The organism is Rhodococcus erythropolis NBRC 15567 (assembly GCF_001552595.1).
Classification (GTDB): Bacteria; Actinomycetota; Actinomycetes; order Mycobacteriales; family Mycobacteriaceae; genus Rhodococcus_F; species Rhodococcus_F erythropolis.
Map to the genome: position 1 here is coordinate 24,474 of NZ_BCRM01000011.1, position 16,172 is coordinate 40,645.

A 16,172-nucleotide genomic window follows, 5' to 3' on the forward strand; every position below is an offset into this window, starting at 1 on the left:
AGGATACAACAGTTTCCTACCAGGCACTCTAGAGGAGCGTCGATGGCTACTCTCGTCAAACACGTACTTCGGCGCAAGCCGGCTTTGCAGATAGACCAGGAGACCGGTGCAGATACCAACGGCGGCGAGCTGACCCGCAGTATCGGTTTGGCGCAGTTGTCCATGTTCGGCATCGGCGCCACGATCGGCACCGGTATCTTCTTCGTCCTCTCGCAGGCAGTCCCGGTCGCCGGTCCGGCAGTGATCATCTCCTTCGTTGTTGCCGGTATCGTCGCGGGACTCACGGCGATCTGTTACGCGGAGTTGGCCGGAGCTGTCCCGGCGTCGGGCTCGTCGTATTCCTACGCTTACGCGACGCTCGGAGAGCTTCCGGCCATGGCCGTCGGCGCGTGTCTGCTTCTCGAATACGGAGTCTCGGCCGCGGCGGTGTCCGTTGGATGGTCGCAGTACTTGAACCAGCTACTTGGCAACCTCTTCGGGTTCCAGATCCCCGACGCGCTGTCACAAGCGCCGGAGCAGGGCGGCATCATCAATCTGCCCGCAGTGATCCTGGTGTGCCTGTGCGGTGTTCTGCTCATTCGCGGCGCCAGTGAATCGGCCAAGGCCAACGCCATCATGGTCTCAATCAAACTCGCAATTCTGCTGCTCTTCATCGTGGTCGGCATCGCCGGATGGAACAGCAATCACTTCGCCGACTTCGCACCGTTCGGATTCAGTGGCGTCATGTCCGCCGCCGGAATCATCTTCTTCTCGTACATCGGCCTCGACGCCGTGTCCACTGCCGGCGAAGAAGTGAAGAACCCTCGTCGCAATCTCCCTCTCGCGATCCTCATTGCGCTCGTGTCCGTCACCGCGATCTACATCGCCGTTGTCGCCGTGGCGATCGGTGCACAGGATTCCGCATCGTTCGAAGGTCAGGAAGCCGGGCTGTCCGCCATCCTCGAACAGGTGACCGGATCTACCTGGCCGGGAACACTTCTGGCCGCCGGTGCGGTGATCTCGATCTGCAGCGTCACGCTCGTGGTCATCTACGGTCAGACCCGCATCCTGTTCGCGATGTCACGCGACGGCATGATTCCGTCGATCTTCCACAAGGTGAACCCGCGGACTCTGACGCCGGTGCCCAACACCATCATCGTCTGCGTCGTCATCAGCATTCTGGCCGGTTTCATTCCCATCAACTTCCTCGCCGAAATGACCAGTATCGGAACCCTGGTGGCCTTCCTCGTGGTCTCGATCGGGGTCATCATCCTACGGCGCAGTGACCCGGACCTGCCGCGCAGCTTCAAAGTTCCCGGCTATCCGGTGACGCCGATCCTCTCGATCCTGGGCTGCCTGTGGATCATCAAGGACCTCCGAACCGTCACGATCTACGTGTTCCTCGTCTGGGTGACCGTCGCGATCATCTGGTACTTCGCCTACGGTATGAAGCACTCGCGCCTCGGTGCGAAGAACCGCGCCGAATTGGGATCGGAGTCCGAGTCATGACGCTGCTCGCGGGATACGCACCCGACGGTGACAGTTCCGGAACCGTCCATCTTGCAACGCTGTTGGCGCGCTCGTCCGGTGAACCGTTGGTGATCTGCGCGGTGATTCCCTCGCCGCCACCGCCCGGAATGGCGCGTGTCGACGCCGAATACCACCAGCAGTTGCGAGCCGAAGCCGAAGCGGCGCTGGCGAAAGCGCGGGCAGACATGCCCTCCGACGTCGACGTGACCTATGTCGTACATGAGGCTCAGTCGACGTCGAGTGGCCTGCTCGATCTCGTTCACGAGCACGAAGCCAAGATGATCGTCCTGGACTCGTCCACAGCCGGGGTGTTCGGTCACGTCGCTCTCGGCAGTGTCACCTCACGCTTGCTGCACAGCTCCGACGTTCCGGTCGCGCTGGCGCCGAGGGGATTTCGAACCAAGCCCGGTGAGGTGGTCCGCCGCGTCACTGCCGCATACTCGGGCACACCCGATCAAGACGATCTGGTGCTCGCCGCCGCGACCGTGGCTGCGCGTGTCGATGCCGGACTCAGATTGGCGGCGTTTGCAGTTCGTGCGAACACGCAGTACACGACAACGCTCGGGACCGAGGGGGATTCACCGGTCATCTCCGAGTGGGCCGAGGTGGTCGAGCGTGAGACGAACGCTGCCTTCGAGCGCGTGCGTGCACTGCCCGAAATGCCCGACGTCATGGAATCGGTTATCAGCCATGGTCGTAACTGGGCCGAGGCGCTCGAGGGCGTCGAGTGGGATCGAGGTGACGTTCTGACAGTCGGCTCGAGCAAGGCAGGTCCACTGGCCCGGGTCTTCCTCGGCAGTCGGGCAGCGAAGATCGTGCGGTACTCACCGGTTCCGGTGGTGGTGGTCCCGCGATCGGCGTCGACCCGAATAGTCGATCAGGCCGAAGCGGAATAGAGATCAGGGCCGACGAGCGGAGTGCTTGTCGGCCCTGATCTTTCAGACGGAGCGAGCGAAGAGCGCGGGCTCGGAGCCGGGAACCTGAGAGACCTGCTCTCGGGCAACCAGATGGCGAAGGTGAGCTGCGCCCTCGGAGAGCGCCATCGTCTTTCCCATCGGGGAGATCTCGGCCCACGGCTTGTACCACTTCATCTTTGCCGCGACGTCCCACACCGTGAGCTTGTCGTCGGCGAACTCCTGGAGCAGGTGATCGAGTCGCTCCTGGTGATGCTCGATCAGCTCGCCGGCGCGACCTCCGACGTCGTCGATCGGAATGCCGTGAGCGCCGAGACCGCGGGTGATGTTCATGTTCTGCACTCGTGCGAGCGAGTCGAGGAAATCGGCGAGGGCGTCGCGTTCGTCGAGGGGGTACACGAAGTTGCCGACGTGTGGTGTCGTCTTCTGCAGGACGTGGTCGCCGGTGAACATGATGTCGGCGTCGTCGAGGTAGAAGCAGACGTGACCAGGCGTGTGGCCGGGGGTGTAGACAACGCGGAGGCCGCGGCCGGTGAGTGCGATGATCTCGTCGTCCGCGAGAAGGCGGTCGGGGGCCGACTCGGGGCCTACTGGAGACTCGCCTGCGGCCGTTAATTTGAATGCATCACGGTCGGCTTTGGGGGCTCCAGCGCGTTCCATGTTCTCGAGCTGGTAGGCCATCCATTCGTCGTCGCGTGCAGTCGACATCTGATCGAACAGGTAGTGGTCGTCCTCGTGCATCGCGATCCAGGCGCCGGATGCCTCGCGGACCCGGCCGCACAGTCCAGTGTGGTCCGGATGGAAGTGCGTGACCACGACGCCCTCGATGTCGGTCACCGAATGCCCGATCTCGGCGAGCCCTGCGTTTAGGCCCTGCCAGCCGTTGTCGTCACCCCAACCAGCGTCGACCAAGATCAGTCCGCCGGGGGATTCCATGGCGTAGACGAGCGTGTGCCCGAGCGGGTTGTCCGTGATCGGGACAGGAATCTGAAATATGCCATCACCGATGGCTGCCGCACCGTTCATATCAAGTACCTCTTAACGATAAGGGAACGCACTCTTAGTACTTCATGTTTACCGTGCGCTCGATTGGTCGGTGACACAGGTCCTGCCTGGCGGGAGTTCGGCATGTTTTCGGTCGACTTCGGATCGGTGAGAGTTTTATCGACTGAATGGTCTCATTGAGGCGAAAGATACTGCTGAATAGCGTGTTTCGCGAATTCGTTGCGTTGGGCGCGTCCTCGGATCGCGGATCCGTCGAGCAGTCGCGCACTAGCCTCCGAGGGACAGGCGTGCTGTGTGGTTATCGAGAAAGACGGGTCATGCGTTTTCAGGTTCTGGACATCATTTTCAACCCACCCCATCCAGTGACCGGCGAGGAAGTTGCCCCGTCCGACCGGCTCAACCGCGTCGTCGAACTGGCGGTTCTCGCCGAAGAACTGGGTATCGATTCGTTCTCGGTGGGTGAGCGCCACGCCGGGCCGGTTCTTTCGTCGGCGCCAACCGTCGTTTTGGGGGCAATTGCGCAGGCCACAGACAGAATCCTGCTCTCGACGGGTGTCACCGTTCTGTCGCTACTCGACCCGATTCGAGTCGCCGAAGATTTCGGAACCATCGATCAGCTGAGCCGGGGACGTCTCGAGATTGTGATCGGCAAGGGCAACGAGGTCCTTCAATACCCGCTCCTCGGCCTGGATATCGCCAAGCAGTACGAATACCTCACCGAGAACTACGAACTCCTCAAACTGCTGATCAGCGAGGAGAACGTCAAGTGGGTGGGAACTCACCGACCATCGCTCGAGGACGCGACGACGCTACCGCGTCCTTTCGACGGCCCGTTCCGTATCTGGCATGGATCGGCTACCTCGTTCGAGGCCGTCGAACTCGCGGCCAAGTGGGGCGACCCCATCGTCACCGCCAACGCCTTCCAGCCTCGTGAGAACTACAAGGTGCTGATCGACCACTACCGCGAGCAGTACCTGGCGTACGGGCACGACCCGTCCAAGGCGTACGTCGGATCGGGTTCGGGCGGATTGTTCCTCGCCGATACCACCGAGCAGGCCATCGAAGAGTTCCGTCCGATCTACGAGGGCGCCGTTGCACAAGCTGACAAACGCAAGCACGACCCCAAAGCGGTCGGAAAGTCGACGAGCTTCCGGACGATCGAGGAAGCCGTCGACCGCGGGCCGGCGTTGGTCGGGTCCTCGGAGCGAGTCGCCGAGAAGATCCTCGATTACCACCAGAGCTACGGCCACGATTTCCAATCGGTGTCGGTCAATCACGTGCTCGACTTCGAGCAGCAGAAGGACACGCTGCGCCGATTTGCGGAGGAGGTGATCCCGCTGGTGAAGGCAGAACTGTCGACGACGCTGTGGACCTCGGCCGACAAAGATCGGGCGAAGGGTTTCACTGCCGTCGATTGAGCGGAGAAGCCTGACTGTCGGGTAAGCAGGTCCGGCGCTGCGACCGCTCACGAGCTGCAGTAACTTGTTACCGACATCGCGGTCGGTTTTGACTGCAATGAAGGTATCCGTGAGTGGGAGTAGTGCGTTGACATTGGGTGTGAACTCGCTTCCCGCGAACGAGCTGAGTCAGACGCTGTGGGTCGATCTGTTTCCTTGGTTGGACGACTACGTATCCGATCGTGCTGCGCTGCTCGAGCCGCTGGCCCCGTCGCCTGATTGGTGGTTCAGCGAAGCGCCGTCGTTCACTGTTCTCGAGGTCGATCTCGAGAAGGTTCTCTCCGAGCTGGCGTCCCTCTACATCGCTCACCACGCGGCAGCGGTATTACACGAGAGCTTTCCGCTCCTTGGTGAAGATCTCCCGCTGGAGGTGTTGAGTCTCGATACTCGCGCAGTGACGGCGTTGTCACGGCTCACCACCGACAAAGCAATCGGCGGTCTACTGACGCACACGACCGCTGAGATCTTCGGCGTGCGCGGAACTAGCGAACAGACGGTGCACGACATAGTGCTCAACCTGTTGGTCTGTGCGGTCATGACGACTCCGCTCGCCCGCGTCGAGACCGCTGAGGAAGCAGTTGCCCCACCCGCGATCACAGCGCTGCTCGACGATCTCGCTCAGCTGGCAATGTGGCGACGGGTCCGAGGCCAGGACAGCAGACCACTCGTCACCGTCGAGATCGACGATGAATCTCCGGCCTCGATTCAGGAAGTTGCCGCCCGGATCTCGGCTCTGACGCCAAACGACTTGCCCGACACCGACCGTACCGACGCGATGGACGAGATCGACAATCTCTTCTCGCAGCTGGATGAGCGGGAGTCGTTGGTGTTGCGTGAGCGGATCGTGGCGCGAGTTCCGCAGCGCAGGGGAGCGATCGGAGCCAAGCTCGGAGTGGGCTCGGGGCGAGTCGGGCAGATCGAGGCCGACGTGAAAGCCAAACTCAACGCGGCGTGCGGATTCGGGACGGCGGTGGGGAACCTGCTTGGCAGCCTGCGCGTCGAGATTCAGCCGGTAGCTTCGCTTGATCGCCTCCTCGACGTGCATCCGAGCATCGCGGCGGAGGTGCCTGGTTACGGAGTTCCGCTGTGGTTGGTTCTGGACCGTCTCGACGACTACTTCGAGGTGACTGACGGTTGGGCTGCCGCTCCGGGCGTCGCGGAGGCCAAGAAACGCACTCAGACCTTGCTGGAAGACTTTGAGTCCCCCAACGGTGTGGTTCCACTCGACGACGTCGCCGAAGTGGTGTCGATGTCACGCGGCGAACTGGAGAAGTGGCTTGCGTGGTGCGGGGTCGTCGTAGTGGCGGAGTCTGCGCTGACGCGTGCGCGTCGGATCTCCGATCTGGCAGTCGGCGCGCTCGAAGCCGTCGGATCGCCGAAGTCCGCCGTCGAGCTTGTGGAGTTGCTGAAGTCCGATCGCAGTGACCGGTCGATCGAGCGCGCGCTCGAGGCCGACGATCGCGTGGCGCTCGACGGCGCAGTGTGGCGGCTGCACGCCTGGGGAAGCGCGGATTCCGTTGGGGAGGAATCGGTTTCTTCGGGAGAGGCTGAAGGAACCAGTGAGTTCAACATTGGTGGTGACGGGATCGTCCGGCGCAAGCGGACACGTAAAACTGCGAAGACGCCAGAGTTGACTCGCCGCCTGTACCGGTCAGGTAGTACGTGGCGGTATCGACTGACCGTGACCTCCGATCATCTACGGGGTTCCGGGTTTGCGGTGCCCGCCGGTGTTGCGGTCGCTGCGGGCTGTGTTCGCGGCGAGACCATCGAGTTGGAGAGCCACCTCGGCGTTCAAGCAGTTCGGTGGACCGGAGCGCAGCCGACGTTCGGCACTATCCGCCGATTCCTGCGTGAACTCTCCGCTGTCGAGGGCGAAGACGTGCTGCTCGAGCTGTGGCAAGACGGAACCTTCCGCGTGGTTCGACCGGCGATCGTCCACTCTGACATCGACCCACTACGTCAGGCACTCGCAGAGGTTGGCAATCGCGAGCCATTGCGAACTGCCGAGAGACATGTGGTGCGGATCCTTGCCGAAGCCGTGTGTCTGGACGGCGAAGACCGTCCACGAAAGATACTGCGCGCGTACGAAGATCGTGGTGAGGACGTGATTCTGGACTTCTTGGAGGCGGCGTGGAGGCGCGGCGAAGCATCCGAAATCGACGAGGCAGACAGTAAGGATGCATCTCATGACTGACCTCGCGGGCACCCGCATAGTGGGCACCAAGATCCTTGCGGCGGACGAGTCCCTCGCCGGCGCCATTGGCTTGCACCACACCATCGCGACAGCGCTCGCCGATCTGATCGACAACAGCCTCGACGCCGCGGCCTCCCACGTGCTGATCAGGTTCGTTCAGGACGGCACACGGATCGTGTCGATGATGGTGATCGACAACGGTTCCGGCATGGGCAGTGACACCATCGATGCTGCGATGACCTACGGCCGTCGACGCGACTATGCCGCCGAGGACCTGGGTCATTTCGGTGTGGGGATGAAGGCAGCGTCGTTGAGTCAGGCTCGTTTGCTACGAGTGTGGTCTCGAAAGTCGGGCCACCCGACGCAGGGCCGCGAGATCGACTCCGCCTCAGTGCAGGGGCGTCAGTCAGTTTCGGTGATCGAGGACCGGCAAGCCGCCGAATTCTTCGACGCAGTCATGCCTCGCTTTCCGTTCGACACTGGAACTGTTGTCGAATGGCGCGGCATCACAACCTTTCTCATGTCCGCACACGCGGACGAGCAGACCAGCTGGCTCGAACAGACCATCAACGACGTGCGCAGTCATCTCGGCGTCGTATTTCACCGTCTCATCGAATCCGGCCGGATTGCTCTGACTGTCGATGTCTTCGACGTCGAAGCGGGACGCGCTGGCGCGCTGCGCAAGGTCAGCGCCATCGACCCGTTCCGGTATCCGCGCACCGGTGACCTCAACTACCCTCGGACACTTACCGTGTCGATCGCCGGTGCCACAGTAACCGCCGAAGCTCACGTGTGGCCCGCTCGGAGTAATGCACCGGAATTCCGTATCCACGGCGCCCCCGGCCGCGACCAGCAGGGGCTCTACTTCTATCGGCACGATCGACTCCTGCAGATCGGTGGATGGAACGCGATAGTGCGGGGCCGACCGGATTACGGATTGGCACGAATTGCCGTCGATCTGAACGATTCTCTGCTGCAGCACATCACAATCAATCCCGAGAAATCGGGGGTGACGCTTGATGCCACTGCGTCGGCTGCCGTCGACGGGGCCGTCTTCACGGAGGGGAACGGTGGATTCCGCTCGTATTTGAGCGACGCCGAGCGCGCGGTGCGGGCAGCCCGAAGTTCTGCACCTCGGCCGATCAGCGTCATCGAGCCGGCATCCGGCTTTCCGGAAGACGTGCTCGATTCCTTCAGCGACGCCTTCGAATTCAGTGTCGGCGATGATCCTGTTGCCGTGGGTTGGCGAGCTTTGGCGCGTGATCAGTTCTTCGAAGTCGACCTCAAGACTCGTACTTTGTGGATCAATGCGCGTTTTCGGCGTGATCTGCTCGGACGCCGCAGCCTTGACCCGGCTGATGCTCCGGTGCTCAAGACTCTTGTCTTCCTGTTGGTGAGTGAGATGTTCGAAGGAACGAGAATCGGCGCTCGTCAGAGGGAAAAGTTGCAGGCGTGGCAGGAAGTGTTGATTTCCGCAGTGGCAGCGCACCGGGAGCAGGTAGTGCAGTGAGTGATGAAGTATTCCGTGCGGTTGCACGTGAACTCGGTGACGGGTTTCCGCCCGAGAACGTGCTCTACCCGGTCAACGCGCGCCTGCGAGCGAGCTATCCGGAGGGCCTGACCATCGCGGACGTCATCGATGTGTTCCTCGACGACAGTGCGGTCGGTGTACGAACGGCGCTCACCTCGCGTCTGCGGCAGTGGGATGCGGAAAGCGTAGAGACATGGGTAGGTTCGACTACCCCGCAGAGCCCGGAACGGCGAGCTCGGATCTACGACCTGTTGGGACTGCCGGTAGACGCGCACGCCGAGATGGATGCACGCTTCCCTCGCGAAGGTGGGCCCGTTGTCATTGCGGCTCAGCAGCCGTGGGACCCCTGGTACACCTCCGAGCGCCGGCGCGAGCACGACTTCTATTGGCGGGCTTACAAGCGAGTTCTAGCCGACAAGAACTGGGACGAAGCAACAATCGGAAAGCTGGACATCGCAACGACCGAGGTTGTGCATCGACTCGCCGACCCAACCAGGCCGGAGCCGTATCAGTCCAAAGGTTTGGTGGTCGGCTACGTCCAGAGCGGAAAGACGGCGAATTTCAGTGGCGTAGTAGCCAAGGCGATCGACGCTGGGTACCGCTTGGTCATCGTTCTGACCGGCACGATCGAGATTCTCCGGAGCCAGACTCAGCGACGCCTCGACATGGAATTGGTCGGTCGTCAAAACATCAGTGCCGGTGTGGACGACGACTACGCCAACGACGAGGACTGGCGGGACGGGAACTTTCTCGAACACGAAATCGATCCGAACAAGACGAACGAAATCCCGGCTATCCGTCGGCTCACCACCTCGACCTTTGACTACAAGAGTCTGCTCGCGGGCTTGAGCGCACTGCACTTCGAAACCGTGGATCACTCTCTTCCACTCAATGATCCGAAGAATCTGTACCCGAGCAATATTCGTATCGCGGTCGTGAAGAAGAACGTCTCCAGCCTCAAGAAGCTGGTGGCCGATCTGAAGAAAGTCCCGACCGAGCTCGATCAGATCCCTGCCCTGATCATCGACGACGAAGCCGATCAGGCATCGGTGAACACGATCGATCCGAAGAAGATGAAAACCGAGCAGATCGAGCGGACGGCGATCAACGGTCAGATCGCTGAGATCCTCGGTCTACTCAAGCGTGCCCAGTACATCGGTTACACCGCAACACCTTTTGCCAATGTGTTTGTCGATCCGGAGGACAGCGTCAACGTCTTTCCTTCGGACTTCATCGTCAGTCTCGAGCGGCCCGGCCCATACATGGGTGGTGCGGACTTCCACGATCTCGACGATCTCGAAGACGACGACAAGACTCCGGCCAATTCGAACCAGAAAGCGTACGTACGGGATCTCCGGGCCGAGTGCGACGAGGATCGTTCTGCCGAGCAACTGCGGGCCCTCGACTCGTTTGTCCTGACCGGGGCGATCAAGCTTTTCCGGGAATCGAAGGGCGCCAAGCAGTATCGGCACCACACGATGTTGGTGCACGAATCGGTGAAGCAGGCCGAGCACGACGCTGTGGCCAATGATTTCAAGGCCTTGTGGAAGTCGGCGGGGTACAGCCAGGCTAAGAGTCTCTCAAGGCTGGAAAAGCTCTGGGCCGGGGACTTTGCTGTGGTGAGTGCTGCGCGTGGTAGCGAGTTGGCTAATCCCAGCTCGTTCGGTGAGCTGGAGGAGTTCATCGGCGCCGCCTACGACAAGATTTCCGAGGGAACCAGCCCCGTCATCGTGGTCAACGGGGCGGCCGAGAAGGACTACAAACAGGATTCCCTCGACTTCCAGGAACGGGGAGTATGGAAGATCCTTGTCGGCGGAACAAAGCTGAGTCGCGGCTTCACAGTCGAGGGCCTGACCATCACTTATTACACGCGTCGCACGGGCCAAGCTGACACGTTGATGCAGATGGGACGCTGGTTCGGATTCCGCCCCGGGTACCGAGACTTGGTGCGCCTGTTCATCGGCCGCACGGTTGGCGGACCCGCCGGCGCGGACTACGACATGTACAAGGCGTTCGAGGCGATCGTTCGGGATGAGCAGGAGTTCCGGAACGAGCTCACCAGGTTCAGCGGCGTGAACGGGAAGGGCGAACCGTGGGTCACTCCACGCGATGTGCCGCCGATGGTGTTTCAGCAGCTGCCGTGGCTCAGGCCAACGGCTCGAAACAAGATGTTCAACGCCGATCTGGTTTATCGAGGCATGGGTGGTGAAAGTTTCAGCTTCACGATGCAGCCCCCGCGAGGCGACGGTTCGATCAACGCTCGGCACTTCGACGCGGTTGCACCATTATTGAAGTCGTTGGACGAAACAGGGTCCTTCAATTTCGTTGACAAGGATGACGTTTCGCGATCGTTCACTGCGCGATACGGCATCGTCCCTGCCCATGTGGTGTTAGAGGCCGTCGACCAGTTCGAGTGGGCGAACGGGTGGGATTTCGGTCCCCACCGCGAAGCGCTCTCGACCGCAATCGAATCCGGATTGCTCGAAGACTTCGCAGTTCTGCTTCCGTACCCCAAGACCCGGGAGCCGATCGAGATCAAGGGTTGGCACGAGAAACTTCCGATCGTCAATCGCAAACGCCAGGAACGCGAGTACCGAACAGGTTTCACCGGTACTGCCGTTCGTGAGCGCGATGCGATCGAGCACATTGCGGGCAGCCCGAAGAAGAACGGTGGACCGCTTGCCGGTGCTCTTCATCGGAAGACTCGCGGTGCATTGATTCTGGTATTTGCGAACGATCCGGCTCCGCGTCAGTTGAAACGGGCACAGGCTGGTCCCGTGGACTCGCGCGATTTTGCGACGTTGTTCTCGTACGCGCTTCCGCACGCGGCGGAGCCGTTGGGGCGAATCGGTTTTCGGGTGAAGCAGTCAGGGACAGGGGCGATCGTCGATGCGAACTAGGTGTGTTGTGGTGGGAGACAGGAATGGGTTCTGATGGCTAAGACGATTGCGACAATCAACCTCAAGGGCGGCGTCGGTAAGACGACGATCACCGCGGGGTTGGCCGAGTTCATGTCGCTCGAATTCGGTCAGCGCGTGCTGTTGATCGACCTCGATGCGCAGATCAATCTGACGACGATGATGATCAGTGAGGATCACTGGCTCGAACTCAACAAGCAAGGGCTGACCAGCGCAACCATTTTCCGGGACGCCGTCGATGGCACGTCGAACTTCGATCTCGAGGCTTCGATTCAGCGCGGAGTTTCTCCGGTCAAGCGAGTGACGGGTGTGGATCTGCTTCCGTCATCGCTCGATTTGATCGAATTGCAGGAGGAGATCAGTGCCCTTCGGGTTGCTGATCGGAACTCTACCAAGCCGGTCGAATTGTTGCGAGACGCCGTCGCACCGGTGATGCCGTATTACGACTACGTTCTGATCGATTGCCCGCCGAATCTCGGGCCGATCACACTCAACGGATTGGCCATGGCTGACGGCTACGTGATCCCCACGATCCCGGATGTGCTCTCCACGTACGGCATTCCGCAGATCCAGACGCACATCGCGAAGTTCGGCAAAGAACTCGGCCGTGAACTCTTCGAACTCGGGTTGGTGATCACCAAGTACAAGTCCAACTCGGCGGTGCACCGCACGACTGTGCGGAACCTTCGGCGCGATCCCAACGTCCCACACGTATTGCCGGAGTATCTAGCGGAGTCGAATCAGATTGCCGCGTCGGCGGAGTTTCACCCGTACAGCACTTTGAAAGTGAAGTACGGCAACGCAGGTCAGTTCGATCAGATGCGTGCGATCACGCAGAACATTCTCACGGAAGCACAGGCGAAGCTATGAGTGCGGGTATCGATGAGGCGCGTCGTCGCGTGCAGGTGCAGGAGACCGGTGCCGCGCTCTTGAAGCTGGCGGCGACGAATGCCTCGGCATCGGTGTTGCTGGCCAAGCTGGTTCAGGTAGTCGCGGAGGAAGCTGCCCGCACCCCGCGCTTCGCGAAGGCAATCGAAAGCGCTTTTGCAGTTCCGTCGGATGGATCCGCCGCTGTGGTACCTGCTTCTGCACCGGCGCCGCGTCGTCGTGCTGCTGCCCCGAAGGTGAAACGGGAGCCGGGGGCTTTCGACCCGTTCGAGGTCTTCAAGCTCGATGGGGAAGAGGTTCTCTTGGAGCGTCTTTCGGCACTCGACGCAGACGGTATCAAGGACATCATCGCGGAACAGGAAATGGATACGCACAAGGAGACAGGCCGTAAACGGAAGGTTGATGTGCTGGCGGTCTGGACCGTCGAGCGGGTGAAAGTGTTGACCTCGAAGGGGAGTGCGTTCCGGTAGGGGTAGCCGGATTCGGGATTTGTCCATCAACTGTTGTCGACGGAGGGATTTCAATGACCAGCACGTTTCGCCAAGCAGAGAGCTATCGACTGCCTGGTGATCATCGCTGGGTAGTTGTCGATGTCGAGACGTCAGGCCTAAGTGCCTCGTGATCGCGTGTGGGTTGATCGATAGGTAGCTCAACCCACATCACGTCACCAGGTTTGAAATCGTTGACTATGGACTAGTTCGGTCCTTACCGCTCCGAGGTAGGGACCGTCGTCCCGGCGAGAGAGAGAATCCGTCCGGGACAGGTTTAAATGGCTTTGCAGGTGATCGGTGATGCGAATGAAATTGACGTAGTGATTCGATATCAATTTCTCCCACGACTACATAATCGTGAACGCCGCCTTTGACCTTCACGATATCGCGCCTCCATGTTTCGCTGTATGGCGCGCGTATACGGCTGTCGCCATAAGCGCCATCATTGCATTGAATTATGTATGCATGAATATCGAGCGATGCCGATTCTATGAGCGATACGAATGTTGTTATGTCTCTATTCCATTCGGGAACAAACAGTGCGTCAACTTTTCCTCGAAGATCGGAGCGATAGTTGATGTTTGTCAACTCGCTACAAATAAGCATCGCGAATGAAAAGTTTCCGTTTTGTATTACAGTCGGGCTATCTGTTTGAATCTTTGGTTCCAGTCTCAATCCTGCATACGAATGCAATGTTTGCTCTTCGTGGAGGGCGGCGCGCTGCTTATCTTGTCTAACAATCATTGTCGAGGGAAATCCAAGACCGTCGTGTCCCAATGCGGCCCAGACTTGGTTGTGAACGACTTTCTCTCCGTTCTTATTCTTCGAGTGGAAATACTCCATTCCTGTAATCAGGTTAATTCCTCTGTCGTGCAGCTTCTGGGCTATTCTAATGAACCACTTCGACGGCAAGGCTAGTTCGGGGAGTATGAGATAATCAATCTCGCTACCTCTTGATATTACTTCATTTATTAATGAGTTCAATCGTCGATACCGGTCTACATCTGGATCGGAGAGTTTCATCGCAGCAGCGATCCAGCTATCGTATTCGGTCTTCCAGCTACTTATAGCGATCCTCTTTTTGGTCGAAACTGATCCCGATTGAATCTTGAGAAGATGAGGATCATTTTCGCTTACGTTCGGCATCATTCCAGTTGGTTTCCATCCGCGGAGGGCGCCAATAACTTTGATCAATTTGGCATTCGACTCTTTAGAAAATGGCGATCCCGCGATGATAAAAAGCTCTGCGAAGCTGAAGGGGCGCGTAGGGAATGCAATACCTGAATGAAATAGTTCCGGGTTGCTATGATTCCATTCTGACATTGTTTGTAGTCCGGCAATTGACTCTTTTTTCAATAATTTCATCAACGTGGACAATTTAAAAGGCGCCACACGATCGAAGGGATGGGCGAAGAATTCCCGTTCGATTCCGCGCCGAGCGACGAATTCCTCGGGCAAAAAGGAGAAACGGTAAGGTGCGTGCGCAAGATCGCGGTAGAAGAGACTTTTGTGAACTAGTTCTATCGCTTGAATTGATAGGCTAGGAAATCTAGGGTCCGATTTTGTCGGTTCCTCTATGTGACGATTCCAATTTTTAGCCTCAGAACTGCTGAGGTGACCAGGAAAGGCCGAAGCAATGTTTTCGTAAATTGTGCTGAAGAGTCTAGTTGTCCATTCGGAAATTATTGCTTGGCCATCAATCGTCTGATGGGCATCGGAGCTTGCAATAATTTTGCAGTCGGCGGCAATCATGTTAACGATATTGTTCAGCGATCTTATTATCAGGCCAACTTCTTCGAAATCCTTGCAGCTAGTAGCCAGTTGGATAATCCGAGGGAGGTATCCGGCTAGATCGAAGAAATTTGGTAAGACAAGAACGTGGTCAATAAACGCACGGTAGAAGGCGCGGCGATGATCAATCCAGTCCTTGGGTTCAAGGTCGCGCTCGTAAGCTTCGATATCTCTGAGTTTCAAGGCGAATCCGGCTCGTCTCATAGAGACCGAGTCGGTCTTTCGCAGATTATCTGCGGATTCACCGTCGGATTGTGTGGCGGCTACCATATCGGTGGCAACTTTTTCTGGATTTGATGGCAACACAGGTAGACTTCGCCATTCACTTGCGCGTTCATAAATTGAGTTTCTAATCGAAGATATTAGAACTTTTCCGGAATCGCCTTCCATGAAAAAGATCTTGTTCTTCCTGTTTGAGAATCTTATGTCGCTACCTTCTAGGTATTCCGCAGTATATGAGATGGACCCAGCTTCGGCTTCATCCCACACGAGCTTTCGGTCAGATCGAGATATGATCCAATTCCAGATCTGAGATGAGGTGGCCATTTTGCTGCGATTTTCAATCACCAAAATAATGTCGTCGACGTATCGGCCGTAGTAGATCGGAACTATCTCTTCTTCGATCGTTCGATCGAGCTCAATCAGTGCCATATTGGCAATCACAGCTGATGCGGGGAGGCCGACCGGCAGTCCTCGCGGAAACTCTACCATTCGCGTCCAGGCGTGGATAGACTTTATGAAGACTCTGTTTAGTTTTGTTTCTTTCGCTGTTAGATTGATTCCTAGTGTTTTATGAACGAAGTTCTTATCGGTCATAAAACTTGGATCGAGCTGGTGATAGAAGGTAGTTACGTCTGCTGTGATCGCAACAATCTCTTTATCTTCCTCAAGTGCTTCCGTCATACTTTTGAGTCCGTCGTCCCGCCACTTACCAAAAGGTGTTGTATACGGATTGAAAGATCCTAGAGATAAGTCCTCTATGGCGTTCGGAGTGACCTTCCGAAGTCGATTTCCGTATGCGGTGGCACTTAGGCACTTATCAAATTTCTTTCCAACTCTCATCATCCACAATGTAGATATAATGTGGAAGTCAATACTGCACATCGCAGACAGTCGAAATTCTGCGATGGGCGCTGATTCAGAATTCTCAATGGAAATGCCCCAAATCCGTGCTGGGTTTGAATGGACTACATTGCTAGCGTCGGGTGGGGATATTTTTAAGCTTTTCGGGAAGAAGGTGCGACCCCCCAAATAATCTGGATCTTCAACCCAATCGTCAGACGGTGAATTTAACCTGTATAGGAGCGATAGGAGATTGTGTACAAGATCTTCTTCGTACTCCGCAATTTTAAGTATAGGGGGATTGGTTGTGTAGTATAGATCGACCTTAGCCATTCGATAAGCCATTCCGAGGTCTGTGAGAGTGAAGTTCATTGGCCTTCTTCATTTTGTCGCGGTGTTCGGGTGGGAATGC

At 58.2% G+C, this 16,172-nt stretch carries 10 protein-coding genes; 8 read left to right on the forward strand and 2 right to left on the reverse strand.

What is annotated here, in order from left to right; genetic code table 11:
* Positions 1-42: 42 nt before the first annotated feature.
* Together RE4_RS16460 and RE4_RS16465 are read left to right on the forward strand one after the other, a co-directional pair.
* Complete coding sequence (locus RE4_RS16460) at positions 43-1,488, forward strand: amino acid permease (RefSeq protein ID WP_060938958.1); 1,446 nt, start codon at positions 43-45, stop codon at positions 1,486-1,488.
* Positions 1,485-2,405 (forward strand): universal stress protein, encoded by a 921-nt coding sequence (locus RE4_RS16465; protein ID WP_060938959.1) that lies wholly within the window; start codon positions 1,485-1,487, stop codon positions 2,403-2,405. The genes RE4_RS16460 and RE4_RS16465 overlap by 4 nt, the downstream gene beginning before the upstream one ends.
* 42 nt (positions 2,406-2,447) lie before the next feature.
* On the opposite strand, the gene RE4_RS16470 is transcribed toward RE4_RS16465, so the two are convergent.
* The gene (locus tag RE4_RS16470; RefSeq protein ID WP_060938960.1) at positions 2,448-3,449 is read right to left on the reverse strand and encodes an MBL fold metallo-hydrolase; all 1,002 of its coding nucleotides are present in this window, start codon (positions 3,447-3,449) and stop codon (positions 2,448-2,450) included.
* A gap of 296 nt (positions 3,450-3,745) precedes the next feature.
* Here RE4_RS16470 and RE4_RS16475 point away from each other — a divergent pair, with 296 nt between their 5' ends.
* The 6 genes from RE4_RS16475 (at position 3,746) to RE4_RS16500 (ending at position 12,886) form a co-directional block, all read left to right on the forward strand.
* Complete coding sequence (locus RE4_RS16475; protein WP_058227726.1) at positions 3,746-4,846, forward strand: LLM class flavin-dependent oxidoreductase; 1,101 nt, start codon at positions 3,746-3,748, stop codon at positions 4,844-4,846.
* 109 nt (positions 4,847-4,955) lie between these two features.
* The gene (locus tag RE4_RS16480) at positions 4,956-7,079 is read left to right on the forward strand and encodes a hypothetical protein (protein ID WP_238077026.1); all 2,124 of its coding nucleotides are present in this window, start codon (positions 4,956-4,958) and stop codon (positions 7,077-7,079) included.
* Positions 7,072-8,589, forward strand: coding sequence for an ATP-binding protein (locus tag RE4_RS16485; protein WP_060938962.1), 1,518 nt, complete (start codon positions 7,072-7,074; stop codon positions 8,587-8,589). Before RE4_RS16480 ends, RE4_RS16485 begins: the two co-directional genes overlap by 8 nt.
* Entirely contained in the window at positions 8,586-11,510 is a 2,925-nt protein-coding gene (locus tag RE4_RS16490; RefSeq protein WP_060938963.1) for a Z1 domain-containing protein, read from the forward strand. The genes RE4_RS16485 and RE4_RS16490 overlap by 4 nt, the downstream gene beginning before the upstream one ends.
* Positions 11,511-11,543: 33 nt before the next feature.
* Positions 11,544-12,398: a ParA family protein gene (locus tag RE4_RS16495; RefSeq protein WP_003940667.1), complete on the forward strand. Its 855-nt coding sequence runs from the start codon at positions 11,544-11,546 to the stop codon at positions 12,396-12,398.
* Positions 12,395-12,886: a hypothetical protein gene (locus tag RE4_RS16500; protein ID WP_060938964.1), complete on the forward strand. Its 492-nt coding sequence runs from the start codon at positions 12,395-12,397 to the stop codon at positions 12,884-12,886. The genes RE4_RS16495 and RE4_RS16500 overlap by 4 nt, the downstream gene beginning before the upstream one ends.
* A 216-nt stretch (positions 12,887-13,102) precedes the next feature.
* Here RE4_RS16500 and RE4_RS16505 read toward each other — a convergent pair whose 3' ends face one another.
* On the reverse strand, positions 13,103-16,132 hold the full coding sequence (locus tag RE4_RS16505; protein WP_081098382.1) for an RNA-directed DNA polymerase: 3,030 nt from the start codon (positions 16,130-16,132) through the stop codon (positions 13,103-13,105).
* Between the last annotated feature and the right edge of the window lie 40 nt (positions 16,133-16,172).